The organism is Rhodococcoides kyotonense, from assembly GCF_900188125.1.
Taxonomy (GTDB): domain Bacteria; phylum Actinomycetota; class Actinomycetes; order Mycobacteriales; family Mycobacteriaceae; genus Rhodococcoides; species Rhodococcoides kyotonense.
In genome coordinates this window covers 82,236-96,947 of sequence record NZ_FZOW01000011.1, presented here as the reverse complement: position 1 = coordinate 96,947, position 14,712 = coordinate 82,236, and the positions used below count along the sequence as shown (strand labels likewise).

At 66.0% G+C, this 14,712-nt stretch carries 18 protein-coding genes; 15 read left to right on the top strand and 3 right to left on the bottom strand.

Annotated features, from left to right (window positions below):
- Positions 1 to 94: 94 nt before the first annotated feature.
- From nadA to CHB96_RS18555, 4 genes are read left to right on the top strand one after another with little or no spacing between them, the layout of a single operon-like run.
- On the top strand, positions 95 to 1,129 hold the full coding sequence (nadA, locus tag CHB96_RS18570; RefSeq protein ID WP_089249197.1) for a quinolinate synthase NadA: 1,035 nt from the start codon (positions 95 to 97) through the stop codon (positions 1,127 to 1,129).
- A complete protein-coding gene (locus CHB96_RS18565) occupies positions 1,126 to 2,709 on the top strand; it encodes an L-aspartate oxidase (RefSeq protein WP_089248939.1) in 1,584 nt (527 codons plus the stop codon). Before nadA ends, CHB96_RS18565 begins: the two co-directional genes overlap by 4 nt.
- Complete coding sequence (nadC, locus tag CHB96_RS18560; protein ID WP_089248937.1) at positions 2,706 to 3,572, top strand: carboxylating nicotinate-nucleotide diphosphorylase; 867 nt, start codon at positions 2,706 to 2,708, stop codon at positions 3,570 to 3,572. Before CHB96_RS18565 ends, nadC begins: the two co-directional genes overlap by 4 nt.
- A gap of 11 nt (positions 3,573 to 3,583) precedes the next feature.
- A complete protein-coding gene (locus CHB96_RS18555) occupies positions 3,584 to 3,958 on the top strand; it encodes an RNA-binding S4 domain-containing protein (RefSeq protein ID WP_089248935.1) in 375 nt (124 codons plus the stop codon).
- On the opposite strand, the gene CHB96_RS18550 is transcribed toward CHB96_RS18555, so the two are convergent.
- The gene (locus CHB96_RS18550; RefSeq protein ID WP_089248933.1) at positions 3,955 to 4,941 is read right to left on the bottom strand and encodes a LysR family transcriptional regulator; all 987 of its coding nucleotides are present in this window, start codon (positions 4,939 to 4,941) and stop codon (positions 3,955 to 3,957) included. The two genes, CHB96_RS18555 and CHB96_RS18550, sit on opposite strands and share 4 nt — an antisense overlap.
- 79 nt (positions 4,942 to 5,020) lie before the next feature.
- Here CHB96_RS18550 and CHB96_RS18545 point away from each other — a divergent pair, with 79 nt between their 5' ends.
- The gene (locus tag CHB96_RS18545; RefSeq protein ID WP_089248931.1) at positions 5,021 to 5,434 is read left to right on the top strand and encodes a DUF5997 family protein; all 414 of its coding nucleotides are present in this window, start codon (positions 5,021 to 5,023) and stop codon (positions 5,432 to 5,434) included.
- 4 nt (positions 5,435 to 5,438) lie between these two features.
- Here the strand turns inward: CHB96_RS18545 and CHB96_RS18540 are convergent, their stop codons facing one another.
- Together CHB96_RS18540 and rhtB are read right to left on the bottom strand one after the other, a co-directional pair.
- The gene (locus CHB96_RS18540) at positions 5,439 to 5,822 is read right to left on the bottom strand and encodes a YchJ family protein (RefSeq protein WP_089248929.1); all 384 of its coding nucleotides are present in this window, start codon (positions 5,820 to 5,822) and stop codon (positions 5,439 to 5,441) included.
- A gap of 20 nt (positions 5,823 to 5,842) precedes the next feature.
- Positions 5,843 to 6,475, bottom strand: a complete 633-nt coding sequence (rhtB, locus tag CHB96_RS18535) for a homoserine/homoserine lactone efflux protein (protein ID WP_089248927.1) — start codon at positions 6,473 to 6,475, stop codon at positions 5,843 to 5,845.
- A 78-nt stretch (positions 6,476 to 6,553) separates the two neighbouring features.
- Here rhtB and CHB96_RS18530 point away from each other — a divergent pair, with 78 nt between their 5' ends.
- From CHB96_RS18530 to priA, 10 genes are all read left to right on the top strand, one after another.
- Positions 6,554 to 7,021 (top strand): SRPBCC family protein, encoded by a 468-nt coding sequence (locus CHB96_RS18530; RefSeq protein WP_089248925.1) that lies wholly within the window; start codon positions 6,554 to 6,556, stop codon positions 7,019 to 7,021.
- A 184-nt stretch (positions 7,022 to 7,205) separates the two neighbouring features.
- Positions 7,206 to 8,192, top strand: coding sequence for an alpha/beta hydrolase (locus CHB96_RS18525; RefSeq protein WP_371829033.1), 987 nt, complete (start codon positions 7,206 to 7,208; stop codon positions 8,190 to 8,192).
- A 19-nt stretch (positions 8,193 to 8,211) separates the two neighbouring features.
- Complete coding sequence (locus CHB96_RS18520; protein WP_089248923.1) at positions 8,212 to 8,730, top strand: DinB family protein; 519 nt, start codon at positions 8,212 to 8,214, stop codon at positions 8,728 to 8,730.
- A gap of 60 nt (positions 8,731 to 8,790) precedes the next feature.
- On the top strand, positions 8,791 to 10,131 hold the full coding sequence (hisD, locus tag CHB96_RS18515) for a histidinol dehydrogenase (protein ID WP_089248921.1): 1,341 nt from the start codon (positions 8,791 to 8,793) through the stop codon (positions 10,129 to 10,131).
- Positions 10,128 to 11,273 carry a histidinol-phosphate transaminase gene (locus CHB96_RS18510; protein WP_089248919.1) on the top strand — a complete coding sequence of 382 codons (1,146 nt, stop codon included), beginning with the start codon at positions 10,128 to 10,130 and terminating at the stop codon, positions 11,271 to 11,273. The genes hisD and CHB96_RS18510 overlap by 4 nt, the downstream gene beginning before the upstream one ends.
- On the top strand, positions 11,270 to 11,905 hold the full coding sequence (gene hisB / locus CHB96_RS18505) for an imidazoleglycerol-phosphate dehydratase HisB (RefSeq protein ID WP_089248917.1): 636 nt from the start codon (positions 11,270 to 11,272) through the stop codon (positions 11,903 to 11,905). Before CHB96_RS18510 ends, hisB begins: the two co-directional genes overlap by 4 nt.
- A 46-nt stretch (positions 11,906 to 11,951) precedes the next feature.
- Positions 11,952 to 13,076: an MFS transporter gene (locus CHB96_RS18500; RefSeq protein WP_089249193.1), complete on the top strand. Its 1,125-nt coding sequence runs from the start codon at positions 11,952 to 11,954 to the stop codon at positions 13,074 to 13,076.
- Positions 13,073 to 13,702, top strand: coding sequence for an imidazole glycerol phosphate synthase subunit HisH (gene hisH / locus CHB96_RS18495; RefSeq protein ID WP_089248915.1), 630 nt, complete (start codon positions 13,073 to 13,075; stop codon positions 13,700 to 13,702). Before CHB96_RS18500 ends, hisH begins: the two co-directional genes overlap by 4 nt.
- Positions 13,703 to 13,715: 13 nt before the next feature.
- Positions 13,716 to 13,931, top strand: coding sequence for a hypothetical protein (locus CHB96_RS18490; RefSeq protein WP_089248913.1), 216 nt, complete (start codon positions 13,716 to 13,718; stop codon positions 13,929 to 13,931).
- A 45-nt stretch (positions 13,932 to 13,976) separates the two neighbouring features.
- Entirely contained in the window at positions 13,977 to 14,711 is a 735-nt protein-coding gene (gene priA, locus CHB96_RS18485) for a bifunctional 1-(5-phosphoribosyl)-5-((5-phosphoribosylamino)methylideneamino)imidazole-4-carboxamide isomerase/phosphoribosylanthranilate isomerase PriA (RefSeq protein ID WP_089249191.1), read from the top strand.
- Position 14,712 lies beyond the last annotated feature (1 nt).

Genomic DNA, 14,712 nt, shown 5'->3' with positions numbered 1-14,712 from the left:
GGATGATCGGTGAAGGAGTACCGAAATGACGAGCAGTGCACCCCGTCTCGAGACCGCTGTTTCAGCAGCAGGCGACGTGCTCGGCAACGGTTCCATGCGCGCGGATTCTGCGTGGGCCGGCGCCCTGAACATCGTCGACGGTCCCGGGGGATACGGCGGCGTCGAGCCGACCGAGGAGTGGGCCGCCGAGGTCAAGCGTCTCGCGCGATTGCGCGGCGCGACTCTGCTGGCGCACAACTACCAGCTGCCGGCGATCCAGGATGTCGCCGATCACGTCGGAGATTCCCTCGCACTGTCCCGTATCGCTGCCGAGGTGCCCGAGGACGAGATCGTGTTCTGTGGCGTCCACTTCATGGCCGAGACCGCGAAGATCCTCAGCCCCTCGAAGACGGTCCTGATTCCGGACCAGCGGGCAGGCTGCTCGCTCGCGGATTCCATCACCGCGGAGCAGCTGCGTGAGTGGAAGGCCGAATTCCCGCATGCGGTCGTCGTGTCCTACGTCAACACGACCGCAGAGACCAAGGCACTCACCGACATCTGCTGCACGTCGTCCAATGCCGTCGAAGTCGTCGAGTCGATCGACCCCAATCTCGACATTCTGTTCCTGCCGGATCAGTTCCTCGGCGCGCACGTCAAGCGCGTCACCAAGCGGGAGAACCTGCACATCTGGGCGGGCGAGTGCCATGTGCACGCCGGTATCAACGGTGACGAGCTGGCCGCGAAGAGCCGCAGCCATCCGGATGCGGAACTGTACGTGCACCCCGAATGCGGCTGTGCCACCTCGGCTCTGTATCTGGCCGGTGAAGGATTCGTGACCCCGGACAAGGTCAAGATCCTGTCCACCGGCGGCATGCTCGACGCTGCCCGTGAGACCGGTGCCAAGCAGGTGCTCGTCGCGACCGAGATCGGGATGCTGCACCAGTTGCGCCGCGCGGCACCGGATGTCGACTTCCAGGCAGTCAACGACCGCGCCTCGTGCGGCTACATGAAGATGATCACTCCCGCGGCTCTGCTGCGTTGCCTCGTGGAAGGCAAGGACGAGGTGCACGTCGATCTCGACACCGCCCACGTCGCCAGCAAGTCGGTGCAGCGGATGATCGAGATCGGCACGCCCGGCGGCGGCGAGTGACGAGTCCCGTCGGGGGAGTCGAGCCGTCGATCGGCTGGGAGGCTTCGGCGGATCTGGTGGTCGTCGGCGGCGGGGTAGCGGGACTGAGCGCGGCGATCTCGGCGGCGCGACGCGGTCTGCGTGTGCTGACCGTCGCCAAGGGGGCACCTGCGGACACGGCGACGCAGTATGCGCAGGGCGGCATCGCGGTGCCCGGCACCGCCGCCGAGGGAGACTCTGTCGAATCCCACGTCCGTGACACGTGCGAAGCGGGCGCGGGGCTGTGCGACGAGGACGCGGTGCGCTCGATCGTCGCCGACGGCCCGTCGGCGCTGTCGCTTCTCGAGTCGTTCGGAGCCGTCTTCGACCGAGGGGTCGACGGTACCCGCGCGCGTACCAAGGAAGGTGGTCACCGAGTTCGGCGCATCGTTCACGCCGGTGGCGACGCCACGGGTGCGGAAGTGCAACGGGCACTCGGTAATTCGGGCCAGGCTGTTCTGTACGGGACGTCCGTCGTTCGGGTGCTCACCGCATCCGGTGAGGTCACCGGTGTGCTGGCGTCGTCGTCTGCTGGATACGGCGTCATCCACGCTCCTGCTGTCCTGTTGGCGACGGGTGGGCTGGGGCAGCTGTACTCGTGCAGCACCAATCCGGCGGGCGCCACCGCGGACGGAATTGCGCTGGCGCTCGACGCCGGTGCCGAGGTCGCGGACCTCGAATTCGTTCAGTTCCACCCGACGGTGTTGTTCACCGAGGGATCGACTGGGCGCAGACCTCTTGTCAGCGAAGCTGTTCGCGGGGAAGGCGCTCACCTCGTCGACCTGTCGGGCGACCGATTCATGACAGGCGTCCATCCGCTCGGTGATCTCGCGCCGCGTGATGTGGTGTCGCGCGCGATCGCCGAGCGACTGCACCTGACCGGCACCGACCACGTCCTGCTCGACGCACGATCCATCCGCACCTTCCATGCACGGTTTCCCACCGTCACCGCAGCGTGCTTCGCGGCGGGCATCGACCCGCTCGAGCAGTTGATCCCGGTGGCACCTGCGGCGCACTACTCGTGTGGGGGAGTCGCGACCGACGTCTGGGGACGCACGTGTGTCCCTGGGCTTCTCGCGGCCGGTGAGGTGGCGCGTACCGGATTGCACGGTGCGAATCGTCTTGCGTCGAACAGTCTTCTGGAGGGGCTCGTCGTGGGTGAGCGGGCCGGGATCGCCGCGGTGGAACGGCGTGGCGCGCGCCTCGGATCGGCGGACGTCGTGCTTCCGTCGACCGCGCACGTACCGCGAACCGTGCTGCAGAATCTGATGTCCGAGAACGCCGGAGTCGTGCGCGACGCCGACGGACTCGACGCCGTGACGCGGGCGGTGAGTGCGGCTCGTGAGAGCGAACCGGTATGGGAGGAAGCAGCTCTGACTGTGGCCGCAACGGTACTCGCGGTCGCGGCGTCCGCACGCGAGGAGAGTCGCGGCTGCCACACTCGGCGCGATCATCCCGAGGCGTCCGCAGCGCGTGGGACCAGTACTCGTGCGAGCCGAAATGTGCATGGAGACATCGAGATACGCAGTATCGGAGAGCTGACAGGAGTGGGTCGACAGTGAGTGAACTGACGGAGCAGGGGCTCGATCCCGAGGAGATTCGCACCCTCGTGCGGGTGGCCCTGAACGAGGACCTGCGATTCGGGCCCGACGTGACGACCACGGCGACGGTGCCGTCCGATGCTGTCGCCACCGCATCGGTCGTCGCCCGGCAGCAGGGCACGGTCGCCGGTATCGACGTCGGACTCGTGGTGCTCGACGAAGTACTCGGTGCCGGTGCGTACGAGGTGACGAATCGGATCGCCGACGGTTCGGGCGTCGCACCGGGACAAACGGTTCTGACCGTGTCCGCACCGACGCGTGGTCTGCTGACGGCCGAGCGCACGATGCTCAACCTGATCTGTCACCTGTCCGGGATCGCCACGGCGACCGCAGCCTGGGTTGCCGAGGTTGCCGACACGGAGACGAAGATCCGCGACAGTCGCAAGACTCTGCCCGGGCTCCGTTCCCTGCAGAAGTACGCGGTTCGTGCAGGAGGCGGCGTCAACCACCGCATGGGCCTCGGCGACGCCGCGCTGATCAAGGACAACCACGTCGCTGCGGCGGGGTCGGTCGTCGCAGCGTTGAACGCGGTCCGCGCACAGGCGCCGGACATCGAGTGCGAGGTGGAGGTGGACAGCCTCGAGCAGCTCGACGAGGTGCTCGCCGAGGACGTCGCGTTGGTGTTGCTGGACAACTTCCCGCTGTGGCAGACCCAGATGGCCGTGCAACGCCGAGACAAGGTTGCGCCGAAGACCAAGCTGGAGTCGTCGGGTGGCCTGACGATCGACGTCGCGCACGACTACGCGAAGACAGGCGTCGACTATCTCGCCGTCGGCGGCCTCACGCACTCGGTGACGGTCCTGGACCTCGGTCTGGACATGTAAGTTCGAATCCGATGGTCGAGAATCAGAGTGTGCGGCTGGACAGTTGGGTCTGGGCGGTCCGATTGTTCAAGACCCGCTCGGACGCCGCCGCGGCGTGCCGCGCGGGCCACGTTCGTGTCAACGGGACGGCCGCGAAGCCGGGGTTGCGTATCGGCCCCGACGACGAGGTTCGCCTGCGCGTCGGCGGTCTGGAGAAGATCGTCGTCGTGACGCGTCCCATCGCGAAGCGAGTGGGCGCGTCGGTCGTCGCGGACTGCCTGATCGACCGCAGTCCGCCTCCGCCGTCCAAGGAGATTCTCATGTCCGTGCCGCGGCGCGATCGGGGCGCGGGCAGGCCGACCAAGCGGGAACGGCGCGAGATCGACAAGCTCCGCGGGTTGGACTAGCTGCGCTTGCCGCGCTTGCTCGGGGCCGAACCTTTCCGGCCTTTCGCGGTCGGCTGCGGCTTCTTCTTCGGAACGACTTTCTTGCGGGGCTGTGCAGCGGGCGCAGTAGCCCCTCGCGAGCTGCGAGCGGACCGTCCACGCACGATGCCGACGAATTCTTCGACCAGTTCGGTTGTGCGATCCGTCGGCCACACGATGGCGATCGGTGACGGAGCAACACCGTCGACCGGGCGGTACACGAGATCTTTTCGGCTGTGCAATCGCGCGATCGACTGGGGAACGACGACGATGCCAAGCCCGGCGGCCACGTACTCCAACAACTGAGCGTTCGAGTCGGCCTCGAGGGGAGCGAGTCGGGTGCCGTCGGCGATTTCGGTTGCGACGGAGGCCCATTCGGGTACCAGGTCCGCGTCCTGTATGAGGTGTTCGTCGGCGAGATCGGTCACAGGCACGCGGTCGTACGCCGCGATGGGGTGGTCCTTCGGCACGACGACGACGGGCTGTTCCTCGTACAGCGAGATCACACTCAAGCCGTCGCGCGCGACGGGAAGCCGTACGAAACAGACGTCGGCCGAGCCGTCGGCCAGCGGTGAGAGTTGGGTGTCGGTGGTGGTCGAGATCAACTGCAGTTCGACGCCGGGAACCCTCTCTGCCCAGATCCGTGTCCACTTGGTCAGCGTGACGCCTTCGGTGTACCCGATCGTGAAGGTGGGTTCGGCTCGCTGCGCTGCCTCGGCTGCTACTCGCTCCGCGTCCTCGGCGACGATGCGGTGCGCCTCCACGAGGAACTCCGCGCCGCGTTCGGTGAGCTGCGTCGGAGATGCGCCGGGCACGAACAGTGAATATCCGAGTGTCGTCTCGAGTTCGATGACGGTGGCGCTGAGCCGAGTACGGGCGATGTTCAGCGATTTGGCTGCGCGTGCGAAGTGCAGTTCCTCTGCGACGGCGATGTACCAGCGGAGGTCACGTACTTCGAAGTTCACGGGTCAACAGTAGGCGAGCGAACGACGCAGGAAGGAGACGGTGGCATTCGAGGCCCGGTGCAACCGATAGGCTGTACCGGTGAGCCCGGAGAAGAACCAGCAGCAGATGAAGCCCTTGACCGCGGCGAACAAGCTCGGCATCTACCTACAGGCAGCCCCCGACGACTTCCAGAACGCGGCGCTGTCCCGGTCCGATCTCGAGGCATTGCGCAAGGAACCGCCCGCGTGGCTGACCGAGCTACAGAAGAACGGACCGTTCCCGAAGGACGTCGTCGCTCGTAAATTGGGTGTGTCGATCGCGGGCCTCGCCCGGGCCGAGATCACCGAAGCTCTGACCGAGGCGCAGATCGCCGAACTGCTCGAGGCGAAGCCCGACTGGTTGGTGAAGGAACAGCGCACACAGGCGGAGGTGCGCGCCGAGGCCGAGCGGGTGAAGGCAAAGGACGAAGCTCGACGCGCCGCGACCAACCGTCCTCCGAAGAACCGGACCTAGTCGCTCAGCCGGCCACCACGCCGTCGAGGTACACCCACGCCCCGTCGACGCGTGTGAACCGGCTTCGTTCGCGAAGCACGCCGTTGCCTTCCGGGTGCTTGTAGTAGGCACTGAATTGGACGGTGCCGACGTCGTCGAGAAGGCCGCCCGACCGCGCGTCGACGATGTCGAGTCGGTACCACCGCTGCATCGGATCGAGTGTCAGATCTCCCGGCGCGGTCGTCGGGTGCCACGTGCGTATCAGGTACTCGGCGTCCCCGACGCTGAATGCGGTGAAGCGCGAACGCATGAGTCGCTCTGCCGTCGGCGGCGTCGTCTCACCGCGCAGGTACGGCCCGCAGCACTCGTCGAACGGTTCTCCGCGCAGACACGGGCATGCTCTGCTCATGGCGTTCCTGTCTCGAGGCGTCATGCCACTGGTGCCGCGCGACGGATCGTCGCGAGGAACGTGGCGGCGACGAAGAACAGCCCGGCGAACGTTCTGTTCATACCGATCTGCTGGCGGCGCGATCGCATGACCCGAAGCACTCGCGACGCCAGCGACGTGTACCCCGTCATGACGAGCATGTCGACGGCGACCATGGTCGCTGCGATCACCAGATACTGAGGCAGCAGAGCGCTCGTCGGGTCGAGGAACTGTGGCAGCACCGCGAGCATGAACACGACTGCCTTCGGATTGCTGGCATTGACGAGGAAACCTCGCGCCAGCATGGTGACGCCGCGGTCTGCAACGGGCGTGGCGCCGTCGATCTCGGCGGGGGCCGCACGCCACTGGCGGATGCCGAGATAGACGAGGTAGGCGACGCCGAACCACTTGATGACCGTGAACGCGAGTGCCGAGTTCGCGAGTACAGCACCCAATCCGACTGCGACGATCGCGATCTGCAGAACCAGCCCGATCTGCAGGCCGAAGATGTTCCAGTAACCGCGTCGGAGTCCGTGACGGAGTCCGGTGGACATCGACGCGATCGCACCCGCGCCGGGAGAGAGACTGATGACGACGCTTGCGCCGAGGAAAGCCAGCCATACATGCCAGGTCATCGGCCCATTGAACTATGCGTGCGGCGTGCGGGTCGAATCGCGAGAGTGAAGTTCTCCGTGATGGGTACGTGAGACACCATGGTTTCGATAAGAACGATCGACAGGGGCGACCGCATCGTTGCTCGCCAGGTGGACGTCAACGCTGCTGCGGAGGAGCTGTTCGCCAAGGTGGCGAACCCTCACCGGCACGGAGAGTTGGACGGCTCCGGGACGGTGAAGGACACGGTGAAGGGTCCCGACCGGCTGGCACGTGGCGCGAAATTCTCGGTCGGCATGAAGCAGTATGGCGTGCCCTACAAGATCACCAGCACAGTGACGGAATTCGTCGACGAGCCCGCCTCGAAAGTCATCGAATGGCAGCACCCGATGGGTCACACCTGGCGGTGGGAGTTCGAGGAGAAGCAGCCGGGCGTCACGACGGTGACGGAGTCGTTCCAGTACGGCACCGCGAAGGCGCCGAAGCTGCTCGAGATCTTCAAGATGCCTCAGCAGAACGCCCGTGGAATCAGCTCGACTCTCGAGAAGCTGGCCAGCCAGTACGTCTGAATGTTCTTGCGGCGAACCGGCGGTGACAGTTGTATTTCGAATTCTGTTCGCGCCGGATTCGCCGCTTTTCGATGGTACTGTTCGCCGAACTAAGCAGTGACCCCGGTTACATGTAGTGGCGGAAGGGATTCATGTGATTTCCAGGCGAGCCATCGCGACGTGCACCGCAGCGCTTCTACTCGCGCTGACGCCATCGGTCGTGGGTGTCAATTCCGCTGCGGCCGAAGATCTTCCGGTGACCGGCGCGGCCTCTGCCGACGGCTCGCGCGTGGTGTCGGCGACACGACTCGACGACCGTCAGGTGAAGCTCGAGATCTACTCGGCTGCGATGGACCGAAACATCCCTGTGCAGGTCATGACGCCCGCCGACGGATCCGTGTCCCGTCCGGTGCTATATCTGCTCAACGGCGCGGGCGGCGGCGAGGACTCCGCGTCCTGGCAGTCGCAGACCGACGCCGTGCAGTTCTTCGGGGACAAGAACGCCTTCGTCGTCACGCCGCAGGAAGGCAAGTGGTCGTACTACACCGATTGGATCGCCGACGATCCCGTACTCGGCCGCAACAAGTGGCAGACGTTCATCGGTGAGGAGCTGCCGCCGTTGATCGACGCGCAGTTCGACACCAACGGAACGCAGTCGATCGCGGCGCTGTCGATGTCCGGAACGTCCGTGCTCAACCTCGCGATCGCCTACCCCGGGCAGTACCGGGGCGTCGCGGCCTACAGCGGCTGCGCGCAGACGTCCGACCCGCTGTCCCAGCAATTCGTCAAGCTCGTCGTCGAGACCTACGGCGGTGGCAACGTCGAGAACATGTGGGGTCCGCTCGACGGTCCGGTGTGGCGCGAGAACGATCCGATCCTGCACGCCGAGAAGCTGCGCGGGACGGAGATCTACATGAGCACAGGAACCGGCCTCCCCGGAATCCCGCACGACACCCCACTCAACCCTCGTTTCGAAGAGGGCAAGGCGCGCTTGTTCCCGGACCAGCTGATCGTCGGTGGCGGAATCGAAGCCGTCGTCAACTTCTGCACGTCCAACATGGCCAAGGAGCTCTTCCGCCTCGGTATCCCGGCGCAGGTCGACTTCCGGCCCGTCGGAACACATTCCTGGGGCTATTGGCAGGACGACCTGCACGCGTCGTGGCCGATGCTCGCGCGTTCGCTCGGAATCTGACGGGCTCTAGAATTCGCGTGTGGCAATCGTTCCCGACACCAAGAACTGGACCTGGGTACTCGAACGGCGGTGCCCCGACTGTGGGTTCTTCGCAGGCGACGCACCGTTCCGTGACATACCGGCACTGATCAGAGCCGACGTCGACGCGTGGGCGAGTGTGCTCGCCTCCAGTGACGTCGCCGTGCGACCGGACGAGCAGACGTGGTCGACACTCGAATACGCCGCACACGTCCGAGACGTCCATCGGATCTTCCTGACCCGGCTCGCGTTGGTTCTGGACGAGGACGACCCACTGTTCGCCAACTGGGACCAGGATGCGACGGCCGTAGCCGAGAACTACGGCGCGCAGGATCCGGCCACGGTGAGCACCGAACTGTCCGAGGCCGCGCACGCACTCGCCGACGCGTTCGAGGCCGTCCCGAGCGACGACCTGTCCCGCACCGGTCGTCGCAGCGACGGCGCGACGTTCACCGTCGAAACGCTCGCGCAGTACTACATCCACGACCCGATCCATCATCTGTGGGACGTGCGGCGTTAGCCCGAATCCCGGCGAACTATCCTGGTGATTCCACAACACAGCTTTGTCGAAGGGAAAACTATGCCTGCCCGCATCGAGCTCGCCCGCGTGGATCTACGCGGCCGAACTCCATCCACCGCCGAACTACGCGGCGCTCTCCCTCGAGGCGGAGTGGATGTCGACGCGGTGCTGCATCATGTCCGTCCGGTCGTCGAGGCGGTCCGTGACCGTGGCGTCGACGCGGCCCTCGACTACAGCGAGCAGTTCGACGGCGTCCGCCCCGATCGTGTGCGCGTGCCCGCCGAGGCTCTCGAGAAGGCTCTCGCCGAGCTCGACCCTGCTGTCCGTGAGGCCCTCGAGGTCGCCATCGCCCGAACCCGTCTCGTGCATGCCGACCAGCGTCGTACCGACACGACCACCGAGGTCGTGCCAGGTGGGACGGTCACCGAGCGGTGGGTTCCGGTCGAGCGTGTCGGTCTGTACGTTCCCGGTGGCAACGCGGTGTATCCGTCGTCGGTCGTGATGAACGTGGTGCCCGCGCAGACCGCGGGCGTCGGATCTTTGGTCGTCGCGTCACCGCCGCAGGCGGAGTTCGGTGGTCTGCCGCACCCGACGATCCTCGCGGCAGCGCAGTTGTTGGGTGTCGACGAGGTGTGGGCTGTCGGCGGTGGGCAGGGTATCGCGCTGCTGACGTACGGCGGCACCGATACCGACGGGGGAGAGTTGGCTCCGGTCGATCTGATCACCGGCCCGGGCAACATCTACGTCACCGCCGCGAAGCGGCTGTGCCGCGGCCTCGTCGGCATCGATGCCGAAGCAGGTCCGACGGAGATCGCGATCCTGGCCGACGCGTCGGCCGATCCGGTTCACGTGGCGGCGGATCTGATCAGCCAGGCCGAGCACGACGTCATGGCGGCCAGCGTTCTGGTCACGACGAGCACGGAGCTCGCGGATGCGGTCGATGCTGCGTTGACCGCTCAGCTCGGGTTTACCAAGCACGCCGAGCGGGTCACCACCGCGTTGACGGGTGCGCAGTCGGGGATCGTGCTGGTCGACGACATCGATCAGGGACTGCGCGTCGTCGACGCATATGCCGCCGAGCACCTCGAGATCCAGACCGAGAATGCCTCCGAGGTGGCCGCGCGGGTGCGCAGTGCGGGTGCGATCTTCGTCGGGGCGTGGTCTCCGGTGAGTCTAGGAGACTACTGCGCCGGGTCCAATCACGTGTTGCCGACGGCGGGGTGTGCGCGTCACTCGTCGGGTTTGAGTGTGCAGACGTTCCTGCGTGGCATTCATGTCGTCGACTACTCGGAGTCGGCGCTGAAAGATGTTGCCGGACACGTCATCGCGCTCGCGAACGCCGAAGACCTCCCTGCCCACGGCGAAGCAGTTCGCCTGCGATTCGAAGGATTGACCTCGTGAGTTCCGTTGCCGGCCAGTCCGTTTCGATCGACGACCTGCCGATCCGTGAGAGCCTTCGCGGCAAATCCGCCTATGGCGCACCGCAATTGACAGTTCCGGTTCAGCTCAACACCAACGAGAACCCGCACCCGCCGACGCAGGCGCTCGTCGACGACGTCGCCGAGTCGGTACGCGTCGCGGCGACGCAGTTGCACCGGTACCCCGATCGCGACGCCGTCGAACTGAGGACTTCGCTCGCCGACTACCTGACGGGACAGACCGGGTTCACGGTCGACGTCACCAACGTGTGGGCTGCCAACGGCTCCAACGAGATTCTGCAGCAGCTTCTGCAGGCGTTCGGTGGACCGGGCCGCACGTCGCTCGGCTTCGTGCCGTCGTACTCGATGCACCCGATCATCTCGTCGGGCACACAAACCGAGTGGATCGAAGCCCTTCGGCGCGAAGACTTCTCGCTGGACGTCGATCATGCGGTCTCGGCGATCGAGGATCGTACCCCCGACGTCGTATTCGTGACCAGTCCCAACAACCCGACAGGCCACAGCATCGCCGAAGCCGATCTGCGACGCATTCTCGACGCGTCGAGCGGCATCGTCATCGTCGACGAGGCGTACGCCGAGTTCTCGGCACTGCCCAGTGCGATCGGGCTGATCGACGAGTATCCGACCAAGCTCGTGGTGAGCCGCACGATGAGCAAGGCATTCGCCTTCGCGGGCGGGCGGCTCGGATACCTCGTCGCTGCTCCTGCCGTCGTCGACGCATTGTTGTTGGTGCGCTTGCCGTATCACCTCTCGGTGGTCACGCAGGCTGCAGCGCTCGCCGCGCTGCGGCACGCGTCCGAGACGCTCGGCAGCGTTCACCGGTTGTCGTCCGAGCGCGACCGAGTGATGGCTGCACTGACGAGCTACGGCTACGACGTCATCCCCAGCGACGCGAATTTCGTTCTGTTCGGCAGGTTCTCGAACGCCGCTGCCGCATGGAAGCGCTACCTCGACGAGGGCGTCCTGATCCGCGACGTCGGAATCGCCGGATACCTGCGCACCACGATCGGACTCGACACCGAGAACGATCGCTTCCTCGAGGTCAGCGCCCAGCTGGTTCGGGACGAACTCGACACAACACCGGAACCGGAGGCCAGCCGATGAGCACGGCAGCAACACCCGCGACGCCGCGAATCGCACGCATCGAACGCGCGACCAAGGAGTCGGACATCACCGTCGAGCTGAACCTCGACGGCACCGGTACGGTCGATATCTCCACGGGCGTCGCATTCTTCGACCACATGCTGACCGCGCTGGGCACGCACGCGCGCTTCGATCTCACCGTGCACGCCAAGGGTGACGTCGACATCGACGCGCACCACACCGTCGAGGACACCGCGATCGTGCTGGGACAGGCGCTCGGACAGGCGCTCGGCGACAAGTCCGGCATCACCCGTTTCGGCGACGCGTTCATTCCGATGGACGAGACGCAGGTCCACGCGTCGGTGGACGTCTCGGGCCGTCCCTACTGCGTGCACACCGGCGAGCCGGACTACCTCGTGCACTCGATCATCGGTGGCTACCCGGGTGTTCCGTACTCGACCGTCATCAATCGGCACGTGTTCGAGTCGCTCGCGATGAATGCCCGTATCGCACTGCACGTTCGAGTGCTTTACGGTCGCGATCCGCATCACATCACCGAGGCCGAGTTCAAGGCAGTGGCTCGCGCCCTGCGTCAGGCCGTCGAATTCGATCCTCGGGTCAGCGGGATTCCGTCGACCAAGGGAAGTCTGTGACGACCGCTTGAAATCCCTTCTGTCCATTCGCGGTCTTCCGGCCGCGATGGCGATGGGTGCTGCAGCGTTCGGGGGATGGGGGCTCCTGCTCCCCGTCGTCCCGTTGGCGGTGTCAGTCGGTGGTGGTTCCGACGCCATGGCGGGAGCGAGTACCGCGATCTTCATGGCGACGACGGTTCTCACGCAGTTGTTCGTGCCGCGCCTGCTGGCGCGGTTCGGGCACCGTGTCGTCCTGGCAGCCGGCTGTCTCTTTCTCGGTGCGCCTGCCGCGTTGTTCGCGTTGTCGGTCGACGTCGTTCCGGCATTGACCGTGTCGGCGGTCCGCGGCATCGGATTCGGAATGCTGACGGTTGCGGCGTCGGCGCTCGTTGCGGAACTCGCGCCGCCGTCGCAATTGGGACGAGCCACCGGGGCGCAGGGCATCGCCGTCGCGTTGGCGCAAGCGGTGACGTTGCCCGCCGGACTGGCTCTGTACGCGGCGTCGCCAACTCTCGTGTTCATCGTCGGTGCGATCGTGCCGCTGCTCGGTCTGGTCGCCATCGGGTTCCTGCCGCCGATTCGACCCGTCGCGGTGACGCCCAGCAGTCCGTCGGTTCCGAGCCGTGCTCTGACGCGCCTGCTGATTCCATGTCTTGCCATCGCGGCCGCGTCGGCGGCGTTCGGTGGACTGTCTTCTCTGCTGCCGATCGCGGAACCGGGCCGCGAATCCATGATCGGAATCGCACTGTCGGTGACCAGCGTCTCGATGCTCGTCGGACGATACGGGGCAGGCGCGATCGCCGACCACCTCGGGATCGGCAAGGCACTCGCGCCTGCTCTGGTGCTGGTCAGCGTCGGAGTCGCTGTCTTCGCCTACGCCGTGTTCCAGCCCAATCCGGCGTTCGTGTTCTTCGCCGCGGCGATCCTGTTCGGGCTCGGCTACGGCGCGACACAGAACGACAGTCTCGTGATGGCGTTCGACTCCGCCGGGCGCGAGCGGTACAGCCAGGCCAGCGCTGCCTGGAACATCGGCTTCGACGCCGGTACCGGTGCGGGAGCGATGGCACTCGGACTCGTCGTCGGAATCGCCGGGTACACCGCAGGTTTCGCGATGGCTGCCGTCGTCGCACTCCTGATGGCGGTAGTGGTGGCACTGTCGGCTCGAACGAGGCCGGATAGACTCGCGTCATGAAATCTGTGGCCTTGCTCGACTACGGCTCGGGCAATCTTCACTCGGCCAAGCGCGCCCTCGACCGTGTCGGCGCGGACGTCGAGGTCACCTCCGATCCCAAGAAGGCACTGGCGGCCGACGGTCTCGTCGTTCCCGGCGTCGGCGCGTTCGCGGCGTGCATGGACGGTCTTCTCGGGGTCAAGGGCGACCGCATCATCGGGCAGCGGCTCGCAGGAGGCAGGCCGGTTCTCGGTATCTGCGTCGGAATGCAGATCCTGTTCGACCGGGGCGTCGAATTCGGTATCGAGGCAGCCGGATGCGGTGAGTGGCCGGGAACCGTCGACAGGTTGCAGGCAGAAGTGTTGCCGCACATGGGATGGAACACCGTTCGCGCGCCCGAGACGAGCGTGCTGTTCGACGGCATCGATGCCGACACTCGGTTCTACTTCGTGCATTCCTACGCGGCGCAGAAGTGGGAGATGGATGTCGGCGACACCATTGCCGCACCATTGCTCACGTGGGCCGACCACGGCGGAGACTTTCTCGCTGCCGTCGAGAACGGGCCACTGTCCGCAACGCAGTTCCATCCGGAGAAGTCCGGCGATGCAGGCGCGGCTCTGCTGAAGAACTGGGTCGACGCGTTGTGACGGGTGCGTTCGGGTGAGCAAGCGAGAGTTCTCGTTCGGGCGACTCGCCGTCGCCGCACTCGGAAGTGCGGCACTCGTGCTGCTGCTCACCACGGCCGTCGTCGCGCTCGTGCGACCGGGCCCCGGCTGGGGTCTGCTCATCGTCGCGGTCGGCATCGCGGCGGCCATCACGTCGATGGGCGTCGTCTCCACACGAATGACACGGCGGGGACTGTCCGACGACGACTGACCCACCTCGCTGAGTTGTCGGACGAGGGCAGTAGCATAAATGCACGTGAGCCTGGTCCTATTGCCTGCTGTCGATGTCGCAGGCGGCGAAGCTGTCCGTCTCGTTCAGGGAGAGGCGGGAAGCGAAACGAAGTACGGATCCCCGCGCGACGCTGCGCTGGCGTGGCAGAACGATGGTGCCGAATGGGTGCATCTCGTCGACCTGGACGCGGCGTTCGGCCGCGGGTCCAACCGTGAGCTACTTGCCGACGTCGTGGGCGAACTGGACGTCAAGGTCGAGCTGTCCGGTGGCATCCGTGACGACGAGTCGCTTCGTGCCGCGCTCGCAACCGGTTGCGCGCGAGTCAATCTCGGAACTGCGGCTATCGAGAACCCCGAGTGGTGTGCACGCGCGATCGGCGAGTTCGGTGAGCGTATCGCAGTCGGCCTCGACGTCCGGATCGAAGACGGCACCCCCCGTGTCAAGGGTCGCGGTTGGGTCAGCGACGGCGGTGACCTCTGGGAGATCCTCGAACGCCTCGAGCGTGACGGATGCTCTCGGTACGTCGTGACCGACGTGTCCAAGGACGGCACGTTGACCGGCCCGAACCTGGACTTGCTGAGTCAGGTGTGCGCCAAGACGGACAAGCCCGTCGTCGCGTCCGGCGGTGTATCGACGATCGACGATCTGCGCGCCATCGCGACCCTCGTCGATCAGGGCGTCGAAGGATCGATCGTCGGCAAGGCTCTGTACGCCGGCCGCTTCACTCTTCCGGACGCGCTCGCCGCAGTCTCCGGGTAGC

Bases quoted from the DNA above. Each gene is read 5' to 3' on its own strand.
- CHB96_RS18500 (WP_089249193.1), top strand. From the start codon at position 11,952: ATGGCGATGGGTGCTGCAGCGTTCGGGGGATGGGGGCTCCTGCTCCCC.
- hisB (WP_089248917.1), top strand. From the start codon at position 11,270: ATGAGCACGGCAGCAACACCCGCGACGCCGCGAATCGCACGCATCGAA.
- hisH (WP_089248915.1), top strand. From the start codon at position 13,073: ATGAAATCTGTGGCCTTGCTCGACTACGGCTCGGGCAATCTTCACTCG.
- CHB96_RS18555 (WP_089248935.1), top strand. From the start codon at position 3,584: ATGGTCGAGAATCAGAGTGTGCGGCTGGACAGTTGGGTCTGGGCGGTC.
- hisD (WP_089248921.1), top strand. From the start codon at position 8,791: ATGCCTGCCCGCATCGAGCTCGCCCGCGTGGATCTACGCGGCCGAACT.
- CHB96_RS18540 (WP_089248929.1), bottom strand. From the start codon at position 5,822: ATGAGCAGAGCATGCCCGTGTCTGCGCGGAGAACCGTTCGACGAGTGC.
- nadA (WP_089249197.1), top strand. From the start codon at position 95: ATGCGCGCGGATTCTGCGTGGGCCGGCGCCCTGAACATCGTCGACGGT.
- rhtB (WP_089248927.1), bottom strand. From the start codon at position 6,475: ATGACCTGGCATGTATGGCTGGCTTTCCTCGGCGCAAGCGTCGTCATC.
- CHB96_RS18530 (WP_089248925.1), top strand. From the start codon at position 6,554: ATGGTTTCGATAAGAACGATCGACAGGGGCGACCGCATCGTTGCTCGC.